General features: G+C 74.4%; 22 protein-coding genes. 9 read left to right on the top strand and 13 right to left on the bottom strand.

The window, feature by feature from the left end; genetic code table 11:
* Nucleotides 1-57: 57 nt before the first annotated feature.
* Together ACFQ80_RS20580 and ACFQ80_RS20575 are read right to left on the bottom strand one after the other, a co-directional pair.
* On the bottom strand, nucleotides 58-156 hold the full coding sequence (locus ACFQ80_RS20580; protein ID WP_003792170.1) for a 30S ribosomal protein bS22: 99 nt from the start codon (nucleotides 154-156) through the stop codon (nucleotides 58-60).
* Between the two features lie 154 nt (nucleotides 157-310).
* Nucleotides 311-1,486, bottom strand: coding sequence for an acetoin utilization protein AcuC (locus ACFQ80_RS20575; RefSeq protein ID WP_430564964.1), 1,176 nt, complete (start codon nucleotides 1,484-1,486; stop codon nucleotides 311-313).
* Nucleotides 1,487-1,550: 64 nt separating this feature from the next.
* On the opposite strand from ACFQ80_RS20575, the gene ACFQ80_RS20570 reads away from it, so the two are divergent.
* The 3 genes from ACFQ80_RS20570 to ACFQ80_RS20560 all read left to right on the top strand — a co-directional run bounded on the left by ACFQ80_RS20570 (nucleotide 1,551) and on the right by ACFQ80_RS20560 (nucleotide 5,109).
* Nucleotides 1,551-2,942 carry a TrkH family potassium uptake protein gene (locus ACFQ80_RS20570; RefSeq protein WP_430550615.1) on the top strand — a complete coding sequence of 464 codons (1,392 nt, stop codon included), beginning with the start codon at nucleotides 1,551-1,553 and terminating at the stop codon, nucleotides 2,940-2,942.
* A gap of 35 nt (nucleotides 2,943-2,977) precedes the next feature.
* Nucleotides 2,978-3,649, top strand: coding sequence for a potassium channel family protein (locus tag ACFQ80_RS20565; RefSeq protein WP_430550616.1), 672 nt, complete (start codon nucleotides 2,978-2,980; stop codon nucleotides 3,647-3,649).
* Nucleotides 3,650-3,723: 74 nt separating this feature from the next.
* Nucleotides 3,724-5,109, top strand: a complete 1,386-nt coding sequence (locus tag ACFQ80_RS20560) for a phytase (RefSeq protein ID WP_430564963.1) — start codon at nucleotides 3,724-3,726, stop codon at nucleotides 5,107-5,109.
* A 19-nt stretch (nucleotides 5,110-5,128) separates the two neighbouring features.
* Here ACFQ80_RS20560 and ACFQ80_RS20555 read toward each other — a convergent pair whose 3' ends face one another.
* From ACFQ80_RS20555 to ACFQ80_RS20525, 7 genes are all read right to left on the bottom strand, one after another.
* Nucleotides 5,129-5,851 carry an ABC transporter permease gene (locus ACFQ80_RS20555; RefSeq protein ID WP_430547738.1) on the bottom strand — a complete coding sequence of 241 codons (723 nt, stop codon included), beginning with the start codon at nucleotides 5,849-5,851 and terminating at the stop codon, nucleotides 5,129-5,131.
* Nucleotides 5,848-6,615 carry an ABC transporter ATP-binding protein gene (locus tag ACFQ80_RS20550; RefSeq protein ID WP_430550618.1) on the bottom strand — a complete coding sequence of 256 codons (768 nt, stop codon included), beginning with the start codon at nucleotides 6,613-6,615 and terminating at the stop codon, nucleotides 5,848-5,850. Before ACFQ80_RS20550 ends, ACFQ80_RS20555 begins: the two co-directional genes overlap by 4 nt.
* The gene (locus ACFQ80_RS20545; protein ID WP_430564962.1) at nucleotides 6,605-7,270 is read right to left on the bottom strand and encodes a TetR family transcriptional regulator; all 666 of its coding nucleotides are present in this window, start codon (nucleotides 7,268-7,270) and stop codon (nucleotides 6,605-6,607) included. Before ACFQ80_RS20545 ends, ACFQ80_RS20550 begins: the two co-directional genes overlap by 11 nt.
* A gap of 24 nt (nucleotides 7,271-7,294) precedes the next feature.
* Nucleotides 7,295-8,155 (bottom strand): pyrroline-5-carboxylate reductase, encoded by an 861-nt coding sequence (proC, locus tag ACFQ80_RS20540; protein ID WP_430550620.1) that lies wholly within the window; start codon nucleotides 8,153-8,155, stop codon nucleotides 7,295-7,297.
* 109 nt (nucleotides 8,156-8,264) lie between these two features.
* Complete coding sequence (locus tag ACFQ80_RS20535; protein WP_430564961.1) at nucleotides 8,265-8,717, bottom strand: hypothetical protein; 453 nt, start codon at nucleotides 8,715-8,717, stop codon at nucleotides 8,265-8,267.
* Nucleotide 8,718: 1 nt separating this feature from the next.
* Nucleotides 8,719-9,345 (bottom strand): hypothetical protein, encoded by a 627-nt coding sequence (locus ACFQ80_RS20530; protein WP_430564960.1) that lies wholly within the window; start codon nucleotides 9,343-9,345, stop codon nucleotides 8,719-8,721.
* Nucleotides 9,346-9,468: 123 nt separating this feature from the next.
* On the bottom strand, nucleotides 9,469-10,155 hold the full coding sequence (locus ACFQ80_RS20525) for a DUF2087 domain-containing protein (protein WP_430564959.1): 687 nt from the start codon (nucleotides 10,153-10,155) through the stop codon (nucleotides 9,469-9,471).
* Between the two features lie 64 nt (nucleotides 10,156-10,219).
* On the opposite strand from ACFQ80_RS20525, the gene radA reads away from it, so the two are divergent.
* Together radA and disA are read left to right on the top strand one after the other, a co-directional pair.
* Nucleotides 10,220-11,650, top strand: a complete 1,431-nt coding sequence (radA, locus tag ACFQ80_RS20520; protein ID WP_430564958.1) for a DNA repair protein RadA — start codon at nucleotides 10,220-10,222, stop codon at nucleotides 11,648-11,650.
* Between the two features lie 24 nt (nucleotides 11,651-11,674).
* A complete protein-coding gene (disA, locus tag ACFQ80_RS20515) occupies nucleotides 11,675-12,760 on the top strand; it encodes a DNA integrity scanning diadenylate cyclase DisA (RefSeq protein ID WP_430550624.1) in 1,086 nt (361 codons plus the stop codon).
* 51 nt (nucleotides 12,761-12,811) lie between these two features.
* On the opposite strand, the gene ACFQ80_RS20510 is transcribed toward disA, so the two are convergent.
* Nucleotides 12,812-13,261 (bottom strand): GNAT family N-acetyltransferase, encoded by a 450-nt coding sequence (locus ACFQ80_RS20510; RefSeq protein ID WP_430564957.1) that lies wholly within the window; start codon nucleotides 13,259-13,261, stop codon nucleotides 12,812-12,814.
* 68 nt (nucleotides 13,262-13,329) lie between these two features.
* Nucleotides 13,330-14,064, bottom strand: a complete 735-nt coding sequence (locus tag ACFQ80_RS20505) for a hypothetical protein (protein ID WP_430564956.1) — start codon at nucleotides 14,062-14,064, stop codon at nucleotides 13,330-13,332.
* Nucleotides 14,065-14,158: 94 nt separating this feature from the next.
* Between ACFQ80_RS20505 and ACFQ80_RS20500 the strand changes: the two genes are divergently transcribed.
* Nucleotides 14,159-14,845 (top strand): hypothetical protein, encoded by a 687-nt coding sequence (locus tag ACFQ80_RS20500; protein ID WP_430564955.1) that lies wholly within the window; start codon nucleotides 14,159-14,161, stop codon nucleotides 14,843-14,845.
* A gap of 16 nt (nucleotides 14,846-14,861) precedes the next feature.
* Entirely contained in the window at nucleotides 14,862-15,803 is a 942-nt protein-coding gene (locus ACFQ80_RS20495; protein ID WP_430564954.1) for an A/G-specific adenine glycosylase, read from the top strand.
* Nucleotides 15,804-15,831: 28 nt separating this feature from the next.
* Here the strand turns inward: ACFQ80_RS20495 and ACFQ80_RS20490 are convergent, their stop codons facing one another.
* Both ACFQ80_RS20490 and ACFQ80_RS20485 read right to left on the bottom strand, forming a co-directional pair.
* Nucleotides 15,832-16,308 (bottom strand): amino-acid N-acetyltransferase, encoded by a 477-nt coding sequence (locus tag ACFQ80_RS20490; protein WP_430550772.1) that lies wholly within the window; start codon nucleotides 16,306-16,308, stop codon nucleotides 15,832-15,834.
* A gap of 126 nt (nucleotides 16,309-16,434) precedes the next feature.
* Nucleotides 16,435-17,388 carry a sugar-binding transcriptional regulator gene (locus tag ACFQ80_RS20485; protein WP_430550628.1) on the bottom strand — a complete coding sequence of 318 codons (954 nt, stop codon included), beginning with the start codon at nucleotides 17,386-17,388 and terminating at the stop codon, nucleotides 16,435-16,437.
* 96 nt (nucleotides 17,389-17,484) lie between these two features.
* Between ACFQ80_RS20485 and ACFQ80_RS20480 the strand changes: the two genes are divergently transcribed.
* Nucleotides 17,485-19,230, top strand: a complete 1,746-nt coding sequence (locus tag ACFQ80_RS20480; RefSeq protein WP_430564953.1) for a glycerol-3-phosphate dehydrogenase/oxidase — start codon at nucleotides 17,485-17,487, stop codon at nucleotides 19,228-19,230.
* A gap of 110 nt (nucleotides 19,231-19,340) precedes the next feature.
* Entirely contained in the window at nucleotides 19,341-20,102 is a 762-nt protein-coding gene (locus ACFQ80_RS20475) for an MIP/aquaporin family protein (protein WP_430550630.1), read from the top strand.
* The last annotated feature ends 119 nt before the right edge of the window (nucleotides 20,103-20,221 follow it).

The raw sequence follows: 20,221 nt of genomic DNA, 5'->3' as shown, positions 1-20,221 counted from the left end.
CCTCCGTGGAGGTGCCGGGCCCGTTCGTCCGTGCGGTCCGCCGTCAGGCGGACGACGTCACTTCTTGTTGCGACGCTGGTGACGCGTCTTCCGCAGCAGCTTGCGGTGCTTCTTCTTCGCCATGCGCTTGCGGCGCTTCTTGATGACGGAGCCCATGAGGTCCTCACAATGCTTGTCGGTCGGTGGAACACGGTTGGTCCCAGGAGCCCTGTCTCCAGGAGCAGCCGACCAACGCGGAAAAGTCCGTCCCCCAGGGTACCCGATGCCCGGCGTCCTCCCGACCGTCGCCCGTCCGACCGACGCCGTGACGTCAGTCGCGGTACGGGTCCAGCCCCCACGTGGGGAACACGTGCCGCCGGGTGGCGAGGATCGCGCGGTCGACGTCGTCGGCCGGGTCGTAGCCGTCCGCCCAGGGACGCCACTCGACGTCGCCGCTGCCGAGGCGCTCGGCCGGGTCCAGCCCGGACAGCTCCTCGACCTCGCGCCGCCAGGACTCCGGCAGCTCGATGCCGATCGCCAGCGGCGCGTGCGCCGCCTCCGCCACCAGGCTCGCCCACACCAGCGGCACGACGTCGACCACGGCGTACCCGCCGCCGCCGAGGGCGACCCAGCGGCCGTCGGCGAGCTCGTGCGCCAGGTCGTGCACCCAGCGCGCCGCGGTGCGCTGCGCGCCGACGCCCACGTTCAGGTCGGTGAGCGGGTCGTTGCCGTGCGCGTCGCAGCCGTGCTGCGACACGATCACCTGCGGACGGAACTCGCGCACCACCGCGGGCACGACGGCGTCCACCGCGCGCAGCCAGTGCGCGCCGTCGGTGCGTGGCGGCAGCGCCACGTTCACCGCGGTGCCCTGCGCCGCCGTCCCGCCGGTGTCGCCGGCGTTGCCGCTGCCCGGGAACAGCGTGTGTCCGTCCTGGTGCACGGAGACGGTGAGCACGCGCGGGTCGTCCCAGAAGATCGCCTCGACGCCGTCGCCGTGGTGGGCGTCCAGGTCGACGTACGCGACCCGTTCGGCCCCGAGGTCGAGCAGCCGCCGCACGGCCGCCGCGGCGTCGTTGTAGATGCAGAACCCGGACGCCGCGCCGCGCTGGGCGTGGTGCATCCCGCCGGCGATGTTCACGCCGTGGGCGACCCGCCCCGACCACACGGACTCCGCCGCGTCCACCGACGCCGCGACCAGGCGGGCCGCGGCCTCGTGCATCGCCGGGAACACCGGGTCGTCCTCGGTGCCGAGTCCGCGCGCCGGGTCCGGGGTGCCGTCCGCGGCCGCCCGCCGCACCGCCGCGACGTACGCGGCGTCGTGCACCGTCTCGATGAGCGCGTCGGGTGCGGGCTCGACGTCGGCCGTCTCCAGGGTGGGCTCGTCGAGCAGCCCGAGCTCCGCCACGAGCCGCATCGTGAGGTCGAGGCGGGCGGGCGCCATGGGGTGCCCGGGGCCGAAGTCGTAACGCAGGAGCTCGGGGCTCCACAGCAGCCGGGCGACGCGCATCCCGTCACGGTAGCCGACGGCGTGGCAGGCTGTGCCCAGCGACTGAGGGGCGAGAGGGGACAGGGTGCCGGGGAGCTGGGGCGGTCGCGCGCTCGCGCTGCGCGGATGGGCGAACCGCGCGGCCCGCGAGTACCCCGCCCGCCTCGCGATGACGGTCTTCGCGGCCGTCATCACCGTGATCTGGCTGCTGCTGCTGACCCCGTGGGCGACGGCGTCCGGCCGCGGCGCCTCCGTCGTCGACGCCTTCTTCACCGCGACGTCGGCCGTCTGCGTCACGGGACTCGTCGTGCAGGACACCGCGACCTACTGGTCCGAGTTCGGTCACGTCGTCATCCTCGTCGGCATCAAGGTGGGCGGCCTGGGCGTGATGACGCTCGCCTCGCTGCTCGGCCTCGCCGTGTCGCGCCGGCTGGGCCTCACCCAGAAGCTCCTCACCGCCTCGGAGACGAAGACGGAGCGGCTCGGCGAGGTCGGCGCGCTCCTGCAGACGATCATCATCACGGCCACCAGCATCGAGCTGATCCTGTCGCTGCTGCTGTTCCCCCGCTTCCTCGTCCTCGGCGACCACGCCGGGACGGCCGCGTGGCACGCCCTCTTCTACGGCATCTCGTCGTTCAACAACGCCGGGTTCGTGCCCACCCCCGAGGGCCTGCTGCCCTTCGCGTCGGACTGGTTCGTGCTGGTGCCGATCGCCCTCGGCGTCTTCATCGGCTCCCTCGGCTTCCCCGTCATCCTCAACGTCATCACCAACCGCCGCCGCAAGCACAAGCACTGGGTGCGGGCCCTGTCGCTGCACACCAAGCTGACGGTGACCACCAGCCTCGCGCTCCTCGTGGCGGGCGCGCTGCTCATCGGCGCGCTGGAGTGGAACAACCCCGCGACGTTCGGCGACCAGAGCTTCGGCACCAAGATCCTGTCGTCGATCTTCGCCTCGGTGATGCCACGCTCGGCGGGCTTCAGCTCCGTGCCCGTGCACGAGATGACGCAGGAGACGTGGCTCCTCACCGACGCCCTGATGTTCGTGGGCGGCGGCTCGGCGTCGACCGCGGGTGGCATCAAGGTCACGACGTTCGCCGTCATGCTGCTCGCGATCGTCGCCGAGGCGCGCGGCGACGCCGACACCGAGGTGTTCGGCCGGCGCATCCCCCGCGACACCCTGCGGCTGTCCATCGCGGTGGTCTTCGTGGGCGCCACCGCCGTGCTCGTGTCGTGCCTCGCGCTGCTGCGCATGACCGACCTGCGGCTGTCCGAGGCGCTGTTCGAGGTGATCTCCGCCTACGCCACGGTGGGCCTGTCCACCGGCGTCACCGCGTCCCTGCCCGACGGCGCGAAGTACCTGCTCGCCGGCCTGATGTTCGTGGGGCGCGTGGGCGTCATCTCGCTGCTCGGCGCCCTGGCCCTGCGCGACCGGCGTCGCATCGTACGCTTCCCCGAGGAGCGCCCGATCATCGGGTGACCTCGCACCGACGACCCGTCTGACAGAGGAGAACCGTGGCGGAGAAGAAGGCTCCCGCGCGCGACGCGGGCGTGCTCGTGATCGGCCTCGGCCGCTTCGGCTCCTCGCTCGCGACGACGCTGGACCGGCTGGGGCAGGACGTGCTCGCCGTCGAGCGCGACGAGAAGCTCGTGGCGCAGTGGTCCGGGCGGCTGCCGCTGGTCGAGGCGGACGCGTCCGAGTCGGAGGCGCTGATCCAGCTCGGCGCGAAGGACTTCGGCGTCGCCGTGGTGGGCGTCGGCACCGAGCTCGAGGCGTCCGTGCTCATCACCGCGAACCTCGTGGACCTCGGCACCCCGCAGATCTGGTCGAAGGCCATCTCCGCCGAGCACGGCCGCATCCTCACCCGCATCGGCGCGCACCACGTCGTCTACCCCGAGGCCGACGCCGGCTCCCGCGTGGCGCACCTCGTGAGCGGCAAGATGCTCGACTACATCGAGGTGGAGGACGGCTTCACCATCGTCAAGATGCGCCCGCCGAAGGAGATGCAGGGCTTCACGCTCGCGCAGTCGGACATCCGCAAGCGGTACGGCGTCACCGTCATCGGCGTGAAGTCGCCCGGCGTGGAGTTCCAGTACGCGACGCCCGAGACCCGCGTGAGCGCCAACGACCTGCTGGTCTGCTCCGGCCACGCCGACCTGCTGGAGCGGTTCTCCGCGCGGCCCTGACCCGGGCGGGTGTTCGGCGACCGTTCATTCCGGCGCCACCGCTCGGCCAACGACGCCCGGCACGCTCGGGGTCCATGCGATCCCCTCGACGCGCCCTGCCCGCGCTGCTGCTGCTCCCCGCCCTCGCCGTCGTGCCCGCCTCCGCGGCCTGGGGTCACGGCCACGTGCCCGGCCATGGTCACGGGCGCGGCGTCGCGACCGTGACGACCGACGTCGAGACGCCCGTGCTGTACGACGACGAGGCGGGCGGCGCCGCGTCCGGCGACGACCCCGCGATCTGGGTGCACCCGGGCGACTCCCGGGACTCGCTGGTCCTCGCGACGGCGAAGGAGGGCGGCCTGCGCGTGTACGACACCGCGGGACGCGAGCTGCAGTCGCTCGCCGCGGACCCGGCGCCGCGGGCGGACGGCGTGCCCGGACGCTACAACAACGTGGACCTCGCCTACGGCCTGCGCGTGGGCGGCGAGCGGGTGGACGTCGCCGTCGTCTCCGACCGGTACAACGACCAGCTCCGGTTCTTCGCCGTCGACCCGGACGGCGCCGCCGCCGACGTGCCGCTCACGGAGATCACCGCGGCCGAGCAGGGCTTCCTCTTCCAGCCCGACCGCGCCGGCGTCGACTCCGAGCACACCGCGTACGGGCTGGCGGTGTGGCAGCCCCGCGACGGCGCGGCGTACGCGGTCGTCACGCAGGAGGGCACGACGGCGGTCGCGACCGCCCGCCTCGTCCCGCGCGCCGACGGCAGCGTCGGGTACGCGGACGTCGACCGCCTCGACCTGCCCGCGTCGTTCGACCTGCCCGACGGCGGCACGTGGACGCCGTGCGAGGAGCCGGGCGTGGGCCCGCAGCTCGAGGGGCTGTCGGTCGACCAGCGCACCGGCACGCTGTACGCCGCGCAGGAGGATGTCGGCCTGTGGCGCCTGCCGCTGCCGCTGGGGTCCGGCGAGCCACGGCTCGTCGACACGGTCACCGACTTCGGCGTCGAGGACGCCTACGACCCCGGGACCGAGGAGTGCTCCCCCGCCGACGGGTCGTCGCAGGAGGAGGCCGTCGCCGCGAACCCGTTCGGCGGCGACCTGCTCACCGCCGACGCCGAGGGTGTCGACGTCTACCACGGCCCAGGCCGCACGGGGTACGTCATCGTGTCCAGCCAGGGCGACGACACCTACGCCGTCTACTCCACGACGGGCCGCAACCAGGCGCTCGGTTCCTTCCGCGTCGCGGGGACGGACGGCGTGGACGACGTCAACGGCTCCGACGGCCTGGCCGTGACGAACCGCCCCGTCGGCCCGTACCGCCAGGGCCTGCTCGTCACGCACGACGAGCCGGAGACCGGCCCCGACGTCGATCCCGGCCGCGGCGACGCCACCGGGTTCTCGTACGTCGCCTGGGACGACGTCGCCGACGAGCTCGGGCTCGTCGTCAGCACCCGGGCCGGGAACGACCCGCGCTTCCGCTGACCACCCTGCGAGCGGCAGGTCAGGCGGTGCGACGGCGCAGGGTGGCCACGCCGAGGACGACGGCGCCGACGATGAACAGCGCGATGGCGCCGACGGCGCCCTGCACGTCCGCCCACTCGCCGCCGGCGGCGAGGGTCTGCATCGCCTCGACGGCGTAGGTGAGCGGGAAGACGCGCGAGAGCCACTCGAGGACCTCGGGCATCTGGTCGCGCGGCATGAGGAGCCCGCAGGTGATGAGCTGCGGGAAGATCACCGCGGGCATCATCTGCACGGCCTGGAACTCGGTGCGCGCGAGGGCGGAGGCGGCGAGGCCGAGGCAGCAGCCGAGGACGGCGTCGAGCATCCCCACGACCAGCACCAGCCACAACGGCCCGAGCACGTCCATCCCGACGGCGAGCGCGAAGCCCACGACCACCAGCGACTGCAGCAGGGCCAGGGCGGCGAACGCGAGCGCGTAGCCCGCCACGAAGTCGCCCTTGCGCAGCGGCGTCGTCATGAGCCGCTCGAGCGTGCCCGACTGCCGCTCGCGCAGGGTCGCGACGCTCGTCACCAGGAACATCACGATCAGCGGGAACAGCCCCACGAGCATCGGGCCGAACTGGTCGAGCACCGGCGTGCCGTCGAACATCCACGCGATGAGGCCGAGCAGCAGGCACGGCAGCACGAGGATGAGCGCGACGGTGCGACGGTCGAACCGGAGCTGGGCCAGCACGCGGCCCGCGGTCGTGGCGGTCAGCGTCATCGGGAGCCCTCCCCCGTCGTCGAGCCGGACGTCGCCGCCTGCTGGTCGATGAGCGCGAGGAAGGCCCGCTCGGCGTCGGGCGCACCCGTGGTGGCGAGCAGCTCGGCCGGCGTGGTGTCGGCGACGAGGGCCCCGTCGCGCAGCAGCAGGAGCCGGTCGCACTGGGTGGCCTCGTCCATGACGTGGCTGGAGACGAGCAGCGTGCGCCCTTCGCCCGCGAGCCGCCGGAACATCGCCCACAGGTCGCGGCGCAGCACGGGGTCGAGGCCGACGGTGGGCTCGTCGAGCACGAGGAGCTCGGGGTCGACGACCAGCGCGGCCGCGAGCGAGACCCGGGAGCGCTCGCCGCCGGACAGCGTGCCGACGCGCTGCTTCTCGTGCCCGCCCAGGTCGACGGTGGCGACGGCCCGCCGCACGGCCGCCTCCGCGCCCGCGCGGGGCAGGCCGGCGAGCCGGGCGAAGTAGCGCAGGTTCTGCACCACCGTGAGGTCGGTGTAGACGGAGGCCGCCTGGGTCACGTAGCCCACGCGGCGGCGCAGGCCCGGCGACCCGGCCGCCTCGCCGAGCACGGTCACCTCGCCCGTCACGCGGGCCTGGACGCCGACGACGGCGCGCAGCAGCGTCGTCTTGCCCGAGCCGGACGGGCCGAGCAGGCCCACCACCTGGCCGGCGGGCACCGTCACGTCCAGGCCGTCGATGATCGGCCGGCCGCCGCGCTCCACGCGCAGCCCCCGGACCCGCACCGCGGCGTCGCTATTCCCCATGTGGGGAATTGTGCTCCTCGCTCCCACGGGACGCAATGCCCTCGGGCAGGTCTCCCGTGAGGTAGCGCTGCACGGTCGGGCCGACGAGGGCCGCGACCCGGGCAGGCGGGAGGGTCGCCAGCGGGTCGATCGGCACGAGGAACCGCGTGAGGAGGACACCGACCATCTGCGACGCGACCAGCGCGGTGCGCAGGCGCGCGTCGTCGACGTCGAGCCGGCGCACGAGGGGCCCGAGCAGCTCGGCGCCCAGGAACTGCGGCAGCAGCGCGCGCAGCCCCGGGTCGGACATGACCGCGGGGACGACCAGCCGCACCGTCTCGCCGTAGTCCGTGTCCCACACCTCGACGACCGACCGCACCAGCCGCTCCCCCAGGCTCTCGACGGGGCCCTCGGCCGCCGCCCGCACGATCGCCGCCGGGTCGATGTCGACCAGGCCGAGGGAGGCGGTGAACAGGTGCGTCTTGTCGCCGAACCAGTGCCGCACCGTGCCCGGGTCGACGCCCGCGCGCCGCGCGACCGAGCGGACGGACGCCGCCTCGTAGCCGCGCTCGAGGAACTCCTGGCGCGCACCGGCCAGCACGACCTCGCGGGTCTCCTGACCCGCGGGACGCCTCCCCCGGCGCGCGGGGCCCCCGTCGTCCCGACCGCCCGTCACGACCGCTCCCCCCGTCGGACCGGCTCAGGCGTGCTCGGCGGCGAGCTCGCGGGACCGGTCGCGGGCCGCCTCGAGCGCGTCGAGGAACGCGGCGCGCACGCCGCCGTCGTCGAGCTTCCGCAGGGCCGCGACGGTGGTGCCGCCGGGCGAGGAGACCTTCTCGCGCAGCAGCACCGGGTGCTCCCCCGTCTCGTCGAGCAGCTTCGCCGAGCCGAGCACGGTCTCGACGGCGAGCCGGCGGGCGACGTCGCGCGTGAGGCCGAGCAGCACGCCCGCCTCCGCCATCGCGTCCACCACGTAAAACACGTACGCCGGGCCGGAGCCGGCCAGCGCGCCGAACGCGTCGATGTCCTTCTCGGCGACCCGGAAGACGTGCCCGGAGCCGGCGAGCACCTGCTCGACCAGCGCGACGTCGTCCTCGCGGGCGGCAGTGCCGCCGACCACGGCGGTGACCCCCGCGCCCACCAACGCGGGCGTGTTCGGCATCGCGCGGACGACGGGCGTGCCGGCGGGCAGGCGCTGCTCGAAGAACGACAGCGGCAGGCCTGCCGCCACGCTCACGACGACGGCGCCCGGCTCGAGCGAGTCGGCCACGCGGTCGAGCATCGCGCCGACGTCCTTGGGCTTCACCCCGATGACGACGACGTGCGCGCCCTCGACCGCGGCGACGTTGTCCGTCGTCGCGCGGACTCCGAACCGCTCGGTGAGGTGTGCCCCCCGCTCGGGCCGGCGCGAGGTGGCCACCACGTCCTGCGGCGCGACGCCCGCGGACAGCGCGCCCGCCAGCACCGCCTCGCCCATGTTCCCCGTGCCGAGGAACGCCATCTTCACGCCGCCCACCCGGTCCGTCGGGGCGCCGGCCTGCTCGTCAGTCTGCTCGCTCACGGGCACCACGGTACGTCGCCGCACCGGGCTCCCGCGCTCGTCCGGGGTGCACGGGGGCGGCGGCCACGGTTCCGGTCAACAAGCGAACCCGACCGACGACTTCAGGGTTTCAGACGGGCTCATGTCTGGTCACGAAGTACTGGGAACGATCTTCTGCCTCGGCCAGGAGTTCAGGGCCGGCGAACTCACGCATTCGCCCCCACCTGCGGGGAGAGCTCAGGAGGTTGTCCGTCACCCGCAGACTGATCATGTCCGCAAGGTAATCGCTCCCCGAGCTCAGGGTTCGTCCGATGACAAGCGCAGCCCTGGACACAACGTCCCTGTCCGGCACGACCGCGTCGAGAGCTGGCTCCAGGACCGCATTCATGAGCACGACCGAAGCCAGGGTGTAGGCGGAGACGCAGGTCTGCGGGGTGATTCCGAGATCCGACGCAAGCTCCCGCTCGTCGCGCTCAAGCGCGACGACCTCCCGGCGTACCTCGGGCAAGCACTCCCAGAGCAGCGAACGGAAGAATTCGTCGTCGGAGTCCGGTCGTCCTACAGCATCGGCTGGCCGCGTCATGTCAAAGGGGGTACGCGGAATAGAAGTCCTCGACCACGCCTGCCGGGCCGGTGGCCTGCAGCACCGCGGTGCCGTTGCGCCAGGTCACGACGGCGGCCCCCTCGGTCGAACCGGGCGTCACCACGTAGGCGCCGGTGGCCTTGCCGTCGACGGAGACCTCGCCCTCGCCGGTCGGCTCGCCCGCCGCCTTGACCAGCGCCTCGTACGCGGCGGTCGCCGCGTCGTCGTCCTCCCACTGACCGGCGTGCACCTGGACCGTCGTCGCGCCCTCGCCGTCGCCGTCCGCGTAGACGAGCCGCCAGGACTCGACCGCGTCCGCGTCGTCCTCCCAGGACTTGTCCTCCGTGACCTCGCGCAGCGCCAGCGCCAGTACCGAGTCCGGCTGCGCTTTGACGAACGCCGTCTGGTCCTTCGGGCGCCCGCTGGGCGAGATCGTCGGCGTCGGCACCGGCGCGGTCACGGTGGCCTGCGGCTCCGGCTCTCCCTTCGCGAACCCGGGCCACACGAACGCCGTGAGCAGCACGATCACCAGCACCAGCGCGCCCGCGGCCGACGCCACCACGATGCGCCGGCGCCGGAACACCTCCGGCGACGGGCGGCCGTTCCCGCCCGTGCGTGCCTGGCTCACGATGTCCTCCTGCGGGGTCGGCGGCGGTGCACGACGCAGCCTAGGGCGCGGCCTCCCGGATGCGTCGCGTCCGCCCGCCGCGTGTCGGTCGCCCGCGCGCCGGCGCCACCCGGCCCTGCGTGCTCAGCGCAGGAGGAGCTCGACGTCGGGATGGTCGGCGAAGACCTCGAGGACCAGCTCGGCGTAGGTCTTGCCACGCCCGGCCTCGAGGTCGTCGAGCCGCCCCTGGAACAGCGCGGTGTCGAACCGCGGGTCCGCGACCTTCGAGCGGTAGTACCCGCGCGTCGCGGCGAAGCCCAGGGCCTCGCGCGAGCGGGCGAAGCCGTGCCAGACGACGGTCAGCCGGTCCGCGCCGTGCGCCGCGCCGAAGCCGCCGTGCAGCAGGTCGTCCAGGGCGTCGAGGCTCGGGCCGAGCCGCCAGTCCTCCCCCGCCATGAACACGCGGTTCAGCTCGTCGTAGAACGTGGCGATGGAGTCGACCCGGTCGCCGTCGAGATGCAGCGTGCGATGGCCCGAGTCGTCGGCCCATCCGACCTCGTCGAACTCGGTGACCTCCGTGCGCCAGTACTCCGCGCCGTCGCGGGTGCGGTGCACGACGCCGAGGTCCACCAGCGCCCGCCGCACGCCGACGGGGTCGTCGGCGAGCCGCGCCAGCCGGTCGGTGAGCTCCCGCTCGCCGACGGTGTCGAGCAGCGCCGGCAGCGCCGCGTGCGCGAGCCAGCGTGCGACCGCGCGGCGGTGCTCCCGGCGCCGGGGCATCGTCTCCAGGCGGCCGTCGTGCAGGAACCGGCTCACGTCCGGGGAGGTCATGCCGCCATCATCGCGCGGTCGTCACGCACGGCGCTGTCGGTGCCGCCCCCTAGCGTCTGACGACGTGAGCACCACGACGTCGTCCCGCACCCGCGCCAAGCAGTCGCGCCCCGGCTACCGCTGCACCGAGTGCGGGTGGACGACCCCCAAGTGGGTGGGCCGGTGCGGCGAGTGCCAGGAGTGGGGCACGGTCACGGACGAGGGGCCCGCGTCGACCGGGCCGCGCACGGTCGCGACCAGCCCGGGGCGTGCCCCGGCGCGGCCGATCGGGGACATCGACGTCGCGGCCGCGCAGGCCGCGCCCACCCAGGTGCCGGAGCTGGACCGCGTGCTCGGCGGCGGCCTCGTGCCGGGCGCCGTCGTGCTGCTGGCCGGCGAGCCGGGCGTCGGCAAGTCGACCCTGCTGCTCGACGTCGCGGCCTCCTACGCGCGCGGCGCCGACGGCCGCGACGCGCGCACCGTCCTGTACGTGACGGGCGAGGAGTCCGCGGGGCAGGTGCGGCTGCGCGCCGAACGCGTGGGCGCGCTCGCGCCCACGCTGCTGCTCGCCGCCGAGACCGACCTCGGCACCGTGCTGGGCCACGTCGAGGCCAACGAGCCCGACCTGCTGGTCGTCGACTCCGTGCAGACCATCGCGTCCGCCGAGGTGGACGGCGCCCCCGGCGGCGTGAGCCAGGTGCGCGAGGTGGCGGCGTCGCTCATCGCCGTGGCCAAGTCCCGCCAGGTGCCCGTGCTGCTGGTCGGGCACGTCACCAAGGACGGCACCGTCGCCGGGCCGCGCACCCTGGAGCACCTGGTCGACGTCGTGTGCCAGTTCGAGGGCGACCGGCACTCGCGGCTGCGGATGGTCCGGGCCGTGAAGAACCGGTACGGCCCCACGGACGAGGTGGGCTGCTTCGAGCTGTCCGAGCGGGGCATCATCGGGCTCAGCGACCCGAGCGGGCTGTTCCTGTCCCACCTCGGCGCCGGCGTGCCCGGCACGTGCGTCACCGTGACGCTCGAGGGCCGCCGCCCGCTCGCCCTGGAGCTCCAGTCCCTGGTCGCGCCGTCGCCGCTCGCCAACCCGCGCCGCACGACGAGCGGCGTCGAGTCGTCGCGCCTCGCGATGATCCTCGCCGTCCTGCACCGGCACGCGGGCCTGCGCCTCGCCGACCAGGACGTCTACGTCTCCACCATCGGCGGCGCGCGCGTCACCGAGCCCGCCGCCGACCTCGCCACCGCGCTCGCGATCGTCTCCGCCCGCACCGGCGAGCCGCTGCCCACCGGCACCGTCGCGCTCGGAGAGGTCGGCCTCGCGGGCGACATCCGGCCCGTCACCGGGCTGGACCGTCGCGTCGGCGAGGCCGCCCGCCTGGGCTTCGTGCGCGCCGTCGTGCCCGCCGGGACGTCGGTCAAGGCGCCCGCCGGGATGCAGCTGCTCGAGGCCCGGCACCTCGCCGAGGCGGTCGAGCTCGCCGGGGTCGGCGTCCGATCGGCGGATCGCCGGGGCGAGTGACCCCTGACGTCGTAGGATTCCCCCGTGGCTCCCTCCTCCGTGCACTCCGATGCCCTGCTCAGGGAGACCCTCGCCGCGGTCGCCCCCGGCACCGAGCTGCGCGACGGGTTGGAACGCATCCTGCGCGGGCGCACCGGCGCGCTCATCGTGCTCGGGCTCGACAAGACGGTCGAGCAGATGTGCTCCGGCGGCTTCGAGCTGGACGTCCAGTTCTCCGCCACCCGGCTGCGTGAGCTGTCGAAGATGGACGGCGCGTGCGTCCTCGACCACGACGCCACCCGCATCCGCCGCGCCGCCGTGCAGCTGCTGCCCGACCCGTCGATCGAGACCAGCGAGTCCGGCACCCGCCACCGCACCGCGGAGCGCGTGGCCAAGCAGTCCGGCCTGCCCGTGATCTCGGTCAGCCAGTCGATGCGGATCATCGCGATCTACGTCGGCTCGCACCGGCACGTGCTGGAGGACCCGGACACCATCCTCGGCCGCGCCAACCAGGCCCTCGCCACCCTCGAGCGGTACCGCTCCCGCCTCGACGAGGTGTCCGGCACCCTGTCCGCGCTGGAGATCGAGGACCTCGTCACCGTGCGCGACGTGTGCTCCGTCGTCCAGCGCCTCGAGATGGTGCGCCGGATCTCCGAGGAGATCGACGGGTACGTCGTCGAGCTCGGCGCCGACGGCCGCCTCCTCGCCCTCCAGCTCGACGAGCTCATCGGCGGTATCGGCGCCGACCGCGACTTCGTCGTCCGGGACTACGTGGAGCTCGAACGCAGCGGCCGCTCCCTCGCCGGCGTGCACGCCGACCTCGCCGCCCTCGACTCCGCGCAGCTGCTCGACCTCGGCCACATCGGCCGCGTCCTGGAGCTGCCCGGCGGCGGGGTGGCGCTCGACGCCGCCGTCGCACCGCACGGCTACCGCCTGCTGTCCAAGGTGCCGCGCCTGCCCGCCGCCATCATCGAGCGGCTGGTCGGGCACTTCGGCGGGCTGCAGAAGCTCCTCGCGGCGAGCGTCGACGACCTCATGGCCGTCGACGGCGTCGGCGAGCAGCGCGCCCGCGCCGTGCGCGAGGGCCTGTCCCGCCTCGCCGAGTCCAGCATCCTGGAGCGCTACGTCTGACGGGGCGTCCGTCCGACGGGTTCGGAAGCCCTCTGACCGGCGCGACCGGTCTCACCCGCGCAGCGTGAGGCTCCACGCGACCTCCCGGTCGAGCTGGCCGGTCCGCCGGAACAGCCGCACCTGCTGCGCGTCGGGCAGGGCCGCGGCGAGCGCGTCCGTCGTCGAGCGGGTGAAGCCGAGCCGCTGCCAGAACGGGCCCGACCGTCGCGAGAACAGCCACGCCGTGGCCGCACCGGACTCCCGGGCCCGGTCGACGGCGAACGTCGCGGCCGCGAGCCCGGCTCCCCGCCCGCGCAGGTCGGGCCGCACGGCGGTGCTGCGGATCAGCGCGTGCCGGCCGTCCGCGCTGAGCTCGTAGCCCGCGCTCGCCGCGATCCCCTCGTCGTCACGCTGGGTCCACAGGCGCACCGCCGGCGCGGTCAGCCCCGCCACCGTGAGGTCGGCGCCGCGCAGGAAGTCGGTCAGGTCCGGGACGTCGCCGGGGCGGACGGGTTCGAGCACGCCGGCACGCTACGCCAGGCGCCCGAGCGGGGCCTGGCGGGTCCACGGGCCGCCCGGACCCGGGACCGTCAGTCCGTCGCGGCCTTCTCGTCCGAGGTGGTCGTGCGGTCGGCGGCACGGTCCGCGGCGTCCTCGGCGTCGTCGGACTTCGCATCGTCGGACTTCGCATCGTCGGACTTCGCGTCGTCGGCCGCGTCCTTGCCCGTGGCACCCGAGGTCGCGCCCTCGGCGCCGTCGCCCGGCTCCGGGGTGGTCCTCGCCTTCGCCTTCGCCGCGACGGTGAACGTCAGCGGCTCGCTGGTCGCGCCCGGGACGTCCTCCAGGGACGCGGTCGCCTCGTAGGTGCCCGCCCCGACGACCGGCGCCTTCTTGCCGCAGCCCTGGACCGACGTCCAGCGCACCTCGCCGGCGTCCACACCCTCGGGCCCGAGCAGCAGCGGTCGTGAGCCGTCGGAGCACTCCGCGGACGACCAGACCTTCTCCTTGCCCGTGTCGTCGGTGATCGTCACCGCGCGGCTGGCGGCGGCGCCGTCGAACAGGCACGGCACCCGCCCTACGTTCGTGACGCGCACCATGAACGACATCGGGGACCCCGCCGTCACCGTCGGCGCGCTCGACGAGAGCCGGAGCTCGACGGCGTCGGCCCGGCACGTGGTGGCGGGCCCACCCACGTTCAGGGGCTCGGGGGCCGCGACCTTGTCGGCGGGGAGGCTCTCCGGGCCGGCGAGCAGGTTCCGCGCGCCGTCGACCGCCTGCCCGAGGCCGTAGCCGCCGGCGACGCCGACCCCGCACAGCAGCACCACGACCAGCAGGGAGACGGTCAGCGAACGGCGGCTGCGGCGCGGCGCAGGCTTCCGCGACCGGGGGCTCGTCGTCCGTCGGGACGACGCCGAGCGCGTGCCTGCGCGGGAACCGCCCGGGGCCACCAGCTGCGACGCGGTGGCGACGCGGCGGTCGCCCCGGCGTGCGCCCTGCGCGCGGGACGACGTCGCCCGCGTCCCCGACTGGCGCGACGACGTCCCCCGCGTGCTCGAGGACCGCGTGCTCGAGGACCGCGTGCTCGAGGACCGCGTGCTCGAGGACCGCGTGCTCGACGACCGGTTGCTCGAGCTGCCGGCGGAGGCGCGGCCGGACGCGTTCGCGCCGGTCCGTGAGGTGCCGGTCCGTGAGGTGCCGGCCCGTGAAGTGCCGGACTTGGAGGTGCCGCTGCGCGAGCCGCCCTGCGCCGAGCTCTTCGCGCCGGCCCGGCCGGTGCTCTTGGACGTGCCCTTGCCGGTGCCCTTCGCGGTGCCCTTCGACGCGCCCTGGGCGCCACCCGACGTCGTCCTGCGCGTCCCGCCGCCGGACCGCCCCGCGCCCGAGGAGCCGGGCCGACCCGCACCGGAACGCGCGCCGGAGCCACGCGAGGTGCTGCCACCTCGACGCCCGTCCTCCGCACGTGCCACGGGCCACCCCTCCGTCTCGATCCGTGCCGCGGCGCCACCGTACGACGCGTGTCCCCACCTGCGGCGGAGCCGCGCCGCCGCCATCCGCACCCGCCGAGTTGTCAGGCTCACAGGGAGGTACACCCCGTGCTGGGCCTGACAGGTCGTGGGCCAGAATGGGCGCCGTGCCCGTCGTCCCCGCCCCGCTCCGCTCGACGCCGTCCGCGCCGTCCGTACCGGACACCGCGGACCCGCTCGTCGCGCGCACGGTCGCGTGGTTCGACGACGCCGCGCGCGACCTGCCGTGGCGGCGCCCGGACCGCACGCCCTGGGGCGTGCTCGTCAGCGAGGTGATGCTGCAGCAGACGCCGGTGGTCCGGGTCGAGCCGGTGTGGCGGGTCTGGCTGGAGCGGTGGCCGACGCCCGCCGACCTCGCCGCCGCCCCCACGGCCGACGTGCTGCGCGCCTGGGACCGGCTCGGCTACCCCCGCCGCGCGCTGCGCCTGCAGCAGTGCGCGGCCGCGATCGTCGCGCGGCACGACGGCGAGGTCCCCGACGACGAGGAGGCCCTGCGGGCGCTTCCCGGCATCGGCGAGTACACGGCGGCCGCGGTGCGCGCGTTCGCGTTCGGGCGCCGCTCCGTCGTCGTGGACACCAACGTGCGCCGCGTCCTGGCCCGCACGCTGGGGGGCACCGCGCTCGGCGCGCCCTCCCCCACGGCCGCGGAGCGCGGCCTCGCCGCGGGCGTCGTGCCCGACGACGAGGCGACCGCCGCACGCTGGGCGGCCGCGTCGATGGAGCTGGGCGCCGTGGTGTGCACCGCCCGCGCGCCGCGCTGCGGCGCCTGCTCGGTCGCCGACCTGTGCGCCTGGCGCGCGGCCGGCCACCCGCCCGACGCCCACGCGCACCGCCGTCGCACGCAGGCCTGGCACGGCACCGACCGCCAGGTGCGCGGCCGCGTCATGGCCGCGCTGCGCGCCGCCGTCGAGCCCGTGCCGCGCGCCCTGCTCGCCGACTCCGGCCCCGACCAGGGCCAGGTCGACCGCTGTCTCGGCGGGCTGGTCGAGGACGGGCTCGTCGAGCAGGACGACGCCGGCCGGTACCACCTGCCCGCCTAGGTCCGCCGCGGACGCTCGGGCGGGCGGTTCAGAGCTCGAGCAGCATCCGGGTGTTGCCGAGCGTGTTGGGCTTCACCCGCGCCAGGTCCAGGAACTCGGCGACGCCGTCGTCGTGCGAGCGCAGCAGCTCGGCGTACACCTCGGCGTCGACGGGTGTGCCGTCGATCTCGCGGAACCCGTGGGTGCGGAAGAAGCCGACCTCGAACGTCAGGCAGAACACCCGGCGCAGCCCGAGCCGCCGCGCCCTCTCGACGAGGCCCTCGACGATCGCGTGCCCCACGCCGCGGCCGCGCCAGGCCGGGTCGGCGGCGAGGGTGCGCACCTCCGCGAGGTCGTCCCACATGACGTGCAGCGCGCCGCACCCCACGACGCCCCCGTCCACGTCCGCGGCGACGAGGAACTCCTGCACCGCCTCGTAGTAGCCGACCATCTCCTTCGCCAGGAGGATGCGCCGCTCGGCGTACGGCTCCACGAGACGGCGCACCCCACGCATGTCGGCCGGCATCGCGGAGCGGACGGCGAACGACGCGCCGTGGTCCTGGGGCCGGCGGTCCCCGGGCGGTTCCGGAAGCACGCGGTCACTCTACGGTCGGCGCCCCGCCCCGGCGCGGGCGTCCCGGTGCACGGACGTTCACGGTTCCTCCACGAGCGCGGCGGCCGTGACCTCGTCGATCACGAGGTCCGTGACGACGCCGGCCGCGAGCGCCGCCCGCAGCGGCGCCACCTTGTTGGCCCCCGCGACGGCGCACAGCCGGCGCGGGATACGGCGCAGCTCGGCGGGCACGGGGCCGGTGGCCCGGGCGTTGAGGGAGATGTCGCGGTAGGTGCCGTCGGCGCGCACGAAGACGGTGCAGACGTCGCCCACCACGCCCTCGGCGTCCAGCACGGCCACGTCGTCGGCCTCGAGGTACCCGGCGGAGTACACGTGCGAGGGAACGCCGCCGGTGAGGGCGCCCACGGAGAAGAGGGCGATGTCGGCGCGGCCCTGGACGTCGAGCACGCGGCGCACGGAACGCTCGCGCCACATCGCGGCCTTCGTCTCGGCGAAGTCGAAGAACGCCGGCACCGGGAAGTAGTGGACGGACGCGTCGAAGGCCGTGCCGAACCCGGAGATCAGGTCGCCCGCGTAGCTCATGCCCGAGGTCCGGGTGTTGGCCGCGCCGTTGAGCTGCACGACGGCGGACCCGCGAGTGGGCTTGTGGGGCAGGTGCTCGGTGATCGCGGCGAGCGTGGTGCCCCAGGCCACCCCGAGCACCATGTCGGAGTCGAACCAGCGCGCCAGGAGCCGTGCGGTGGTGATGGACACCTGCTGCAGCCGGTCGTCGTCGGTGGCGGAGTCGGAGACGGGCACCACGTACGCGTCGATGCCGTGCCGCTCGGCGATCTCCTGACCGAGGCCGGGCGCCCGGGACGGGCCGGGCCGCAGCGTGATCTCGACGACGCCGGTGTCCCGCGCGCGCTTGATCAGACGGGAGACGGTGGAGCGGGAGGTGCGCAGGTGCCGCGCGATCGTCTCCATCTTCATGTCCTGCAGGTAGTACATCGTCGCGGCCATCACCACGTCGCGTTCCCGGTAGCTCGCCATGCCACCAGCATGCACCCTTGCACGTTTGTGCACCCAGGTTGCGCGGACGTGCTGGCGGTGCTGACCTGGGAGGGTCGTCGATCGGAAGGAACAACGATGGCCTCCACCCGGCTCACCGCCGAGTCACGCACCCAGGCCCTCGCCGCGCTCAAGGGCTCCCAGACCCCCAGCGGCGAGCTCGACGTGCTCGTCGTCGGCGGCGGGGTCACCGGCGCCGGCATCGCGCTCGACGCCGCCACCCGCGGCCTGTCGACCGCGATCGTCGAGGCGCAGGACTGGGCGTCGGGCACGTCCAGCCGCAGCAGCAAGCTGGTGCACGGCGGGCTGCGCTACCTGCAGATGCTCGACTTCCACCTCGTCAAGGAGGCGCTCACCGAGCGCGACCTCCTGCTCAAGGACATCGCCCCGCACCTCGTCAAGCCCGTGCCGTTCCTGTACCCGCTGGAGCACCGGCTGTGGGAGCGCGCGTACGTCGGCGCCGGCATCGCGCTCTACGACACGCTCGCGTCCCTCGCCCCGGGACGTCGCGCCATGCCGCTGCACCGGCACCTGTCGCGACGCCGGATGTCGACCAAGTTCCCGGACCTCGCGCACGACGCCGCCATCGGCGCCGTGCAGTACTGGGACGCCTCCGTCGACGACGCCCGGCTCGTGTCCACGCTCGTGCGCACCGCCGTCAGCTACGGCGCGCACGCGGCGTCCCGCACCCAGGTCGTGGCGCTCGCCAAGGGCGCCACCGGCGCGGTGAACGGCGCCGTCCTCACGGACCTCGAGAGCGGCGAGGAGATCACCGTCCGCGCCCGGCACGTCATCAACGCCACCGGCGTGTGGACCGAGGACACGGAGGCGCTCGCCGGCGACACCGGCGGCCTGCGGGTGCTCGCCTCCAAGGGCGTGCACATCGTCGTCCCGCGCGAGCGCATCAAGGGCACCGTCGGCCTGATCCTGCAGACCGAGAAGTCGGTGCTGTTCGTCATCCCGTGGTCCCGGTACTGGGTGGTCGGCACGACCGACACCCCGTGGACCCAGGACCCGACCCACCCGGTCGCCACCGCGCAGGACATCGACTACATCCTCGACCACGCGAACGCGGTGCTGGCCCACCCCCTGTCGCGCGACGACATCATCGGCACCTACGCCGGCCTGCGCCCGCTGCTGCAGCCCGGCACCAAGGAGGGCACGAGCTCCGCCAAGGTGTCGCGCGAGCACACCGTCGCCAGCCCGGTGCCCGGCCTCACCGTCATCGCCGGCGGCAAGCTCACCACCTACCGCGTGATGGCGAAGGACGCCGTGGACTTCGCCATCGGCCAGCGCGCCGCCGCGCTGCCGTCGATCACGCACCAGATCCCGCTGCTGGGCGCCGTCGGCCTGCAGGCCACGCGCCGCCTCGCCCGCACCTGGGCCGCCAAGTACGGCTGGAAGCCGCAGATGGTCGACCACCTGCTGCACCGGTACGGCTCGTCGCTGCGCCAGCTCGTGGAGCTGTGCGAGCAGGACCCGTCGCTCGCCCGCCCGCTGGAGGGCGCCCCCGCGTACCTGCGCGCCGAGATCCACTTCGGGGTCAGCCACGAGGGCGCGCTGCACCTCGAGGACCTGCTGCTGCACCGCACCCGCCTCGTGTACGAGGTCGCGGACCGCGGCCTGGCCGCACTGCCCGAGATCGCCGACATCGCGGCGCCGCTGCTCGGCTGGGACGACGCGACCAAGCAGGCCGAGATCGACGCCTACACCGCCCGCGCCCAGGCCGAGGACGCGGCGGAGGACGAGCCCGACGACGCCAGCGCGGAGGCCGTACGCCTCCGAGCCGCCGACGTCGCCGCCATGCAGCCCCTGCGGGGCTGATCCGCCCCCGGCCGGACACCCGGCCGGTCTCCCGCAGGGCTCCGCCCGTCGCGGGCTCTCTCCGACCCCGGAGAGGACAACGAGGTCCCTCAAGAGAAAGAGATCCGACGATGGACTCATTGATCATGCAGGCGTTCTGGTCCGAGATCCTCGGGACCGCGACGCTGATCCTGCTCGGTGCCGGAGTGGTCGCCAACGTCATCCTGCCCAGGACCAAGGGCTTTGACGGCGGCTGGCTGCTGATCAACTTCGGGTGGGGCCTCGCGGTCTTCGCGGGCGTCTTCACCGCCTACAAGTCCGGCGCTCACCTCAACCCGGCCGTGACGCTCGGGCTGTACACCGCGGACATGCCGTTCGCCACGCTCACCGGGCCCGAGGGGCGGATCACCGCCACCATCGAGCCGACCGTGAGCAACATGTTCATCTACTTCGCAGCTCAGATGATCGGCGCCATCATCGGTGCCGTGCTCGCGTTCATCGCGTACAAGAAGCACTTCGACCAGGAGGCCCCCGGGGCCACGAAGCTCGCCGTGTTCTCCACGGGCCCGGAGGTGCGCTCCTACACCTGGAACTTCATCACCGAGGTCATCGCGACCTTCGTGCTGGTGTTCTTCGTCGTCGTCTCGGGCAAGACCCCGTCCGGGCTCGGGCCGCTCGCCGTCGCCTTCATCGTGGTCGCGATCGGTGCCAGCCTCGGTGGCCCGACCGGGTACGCCATCAACCCCGCCCGAGACCTCGGGCCCCGCATCGCGCACGCGTTCCTGCCCATCAAGGGCAAGGGGTCCAGCGACTGGGCGTACTCCTGGGTGCCCGTCGCCGGCCCGCTCGTGGGCGGCGTGCTCGCCGGCCTCCTGGGCTCCGTCTACTCCTGAACCACCCCGCCGGGCGGGGCGCCCCGGCCCGCCCGCGCCCCCCCCCCCCCCCCCCCCCGGGAAGGGGACCCCCCAGGCAGTAAACCTCCACCCCCGACGCCACGGGCACACCAGCAACC

Source organism: Isoptericola sp. NPDC056578 (genome assembly GCF_042793275.1).
GTDB lineage: Bacteria > Actinomycetota > Actinomycetes > Actinomycetales > Cellulomonadaceae > Isoptericola.
Note: the sequence above shows the minus strand (reverse complement) of the source record. Positions and strands in the feature narration are given on the sequence as shown.

Coding starts and splice junctions, on each gene's coding strand:
- ACFQ80_RS20535 (WP_430564961.1), bottom strand. CDS start 8,717: ATGACGCGGCCAGCCGATGCTGTAGGACGACCGGACTCCGACGACGAA.
- ACFQ80_RS20525 (WP_430564959.1), bottom strand. CDS start 10,155: ATGACCTCCCCGGACGTGAGCCGGTTCCTGCACGACGGCCGCCTGGAG.
- ACFQ80_RS20480 (WP_430564953.1), top strand. CDS start 17,485: ATGGCCTCCACCCGGCTCACCGCCGAGTCACGCACCCAGGCCCTCGCC.
- ACFQ80_RS20485 (WP_430550628.1), bottom strand. CDS start 17,388: ATGGCGAGCTACCGGGAACGCGACGTGGTGATGGCCGCGACGATGTAC.
- ACFQ80_RS20580 (WP_003792170.1), bottom strand. CDS start 156: ATGGGCTCCGTCATCAAGAAGCGCCGCAAGCGCATGGCGAAGAAGAAG.
- ACFQ80_RS20560 (WP_430564963.1), top strand. CDS start 3,724: ATGCGATCCCCTCGACGCGCCCTGCCCGCGCTGCTGCTGCTCCCCGCC.
- ACFQ80_RS20550 (WP_430550618.1), bottom strand. CDS start 6,615: ATGGGGAATAGCGACGCCGCGGTGCGGGTCCGGGGGCTGCGCGTGGAG.
- ACFQ80_RS20495 (WP_430564954.1), top strand. CDS start 14,862: ATGGGCGCCGTGCCCGTCGTCCCCGCCCCGCTCCGCTCGACGCCGTCC.
- ACFQ80_RS20475 (WP_430550630.1), top strand. CDS start 19,341: ATGGACTCATTGATCATGCAGGCGTTCTGGTCCGAGATCCTCGGGACC.
- ACFQ80_RS20490 (WP_430550772.1), bottom strand. CDS start 16,308: ATGCCGGCCGACATGCGTGGGGTGCGCCGTCTCGTGGAGCCGTACGCC.
- ACFQ80_RS20575 (WP_430564964.1), bottom strand. CDS start 1,486: ATGCGCGTCGCCCGGCTGCTGTGGAGCCCCGAGCTCCTGCGTTACGAC.
- ACFQ80_RS20555 (WP_430547738.1), bottom strand. CDS start 5,851: ATGACGCTGACCGCCACGACCGCGGGCCGCGTGCTGGCCCAGCTCCGG.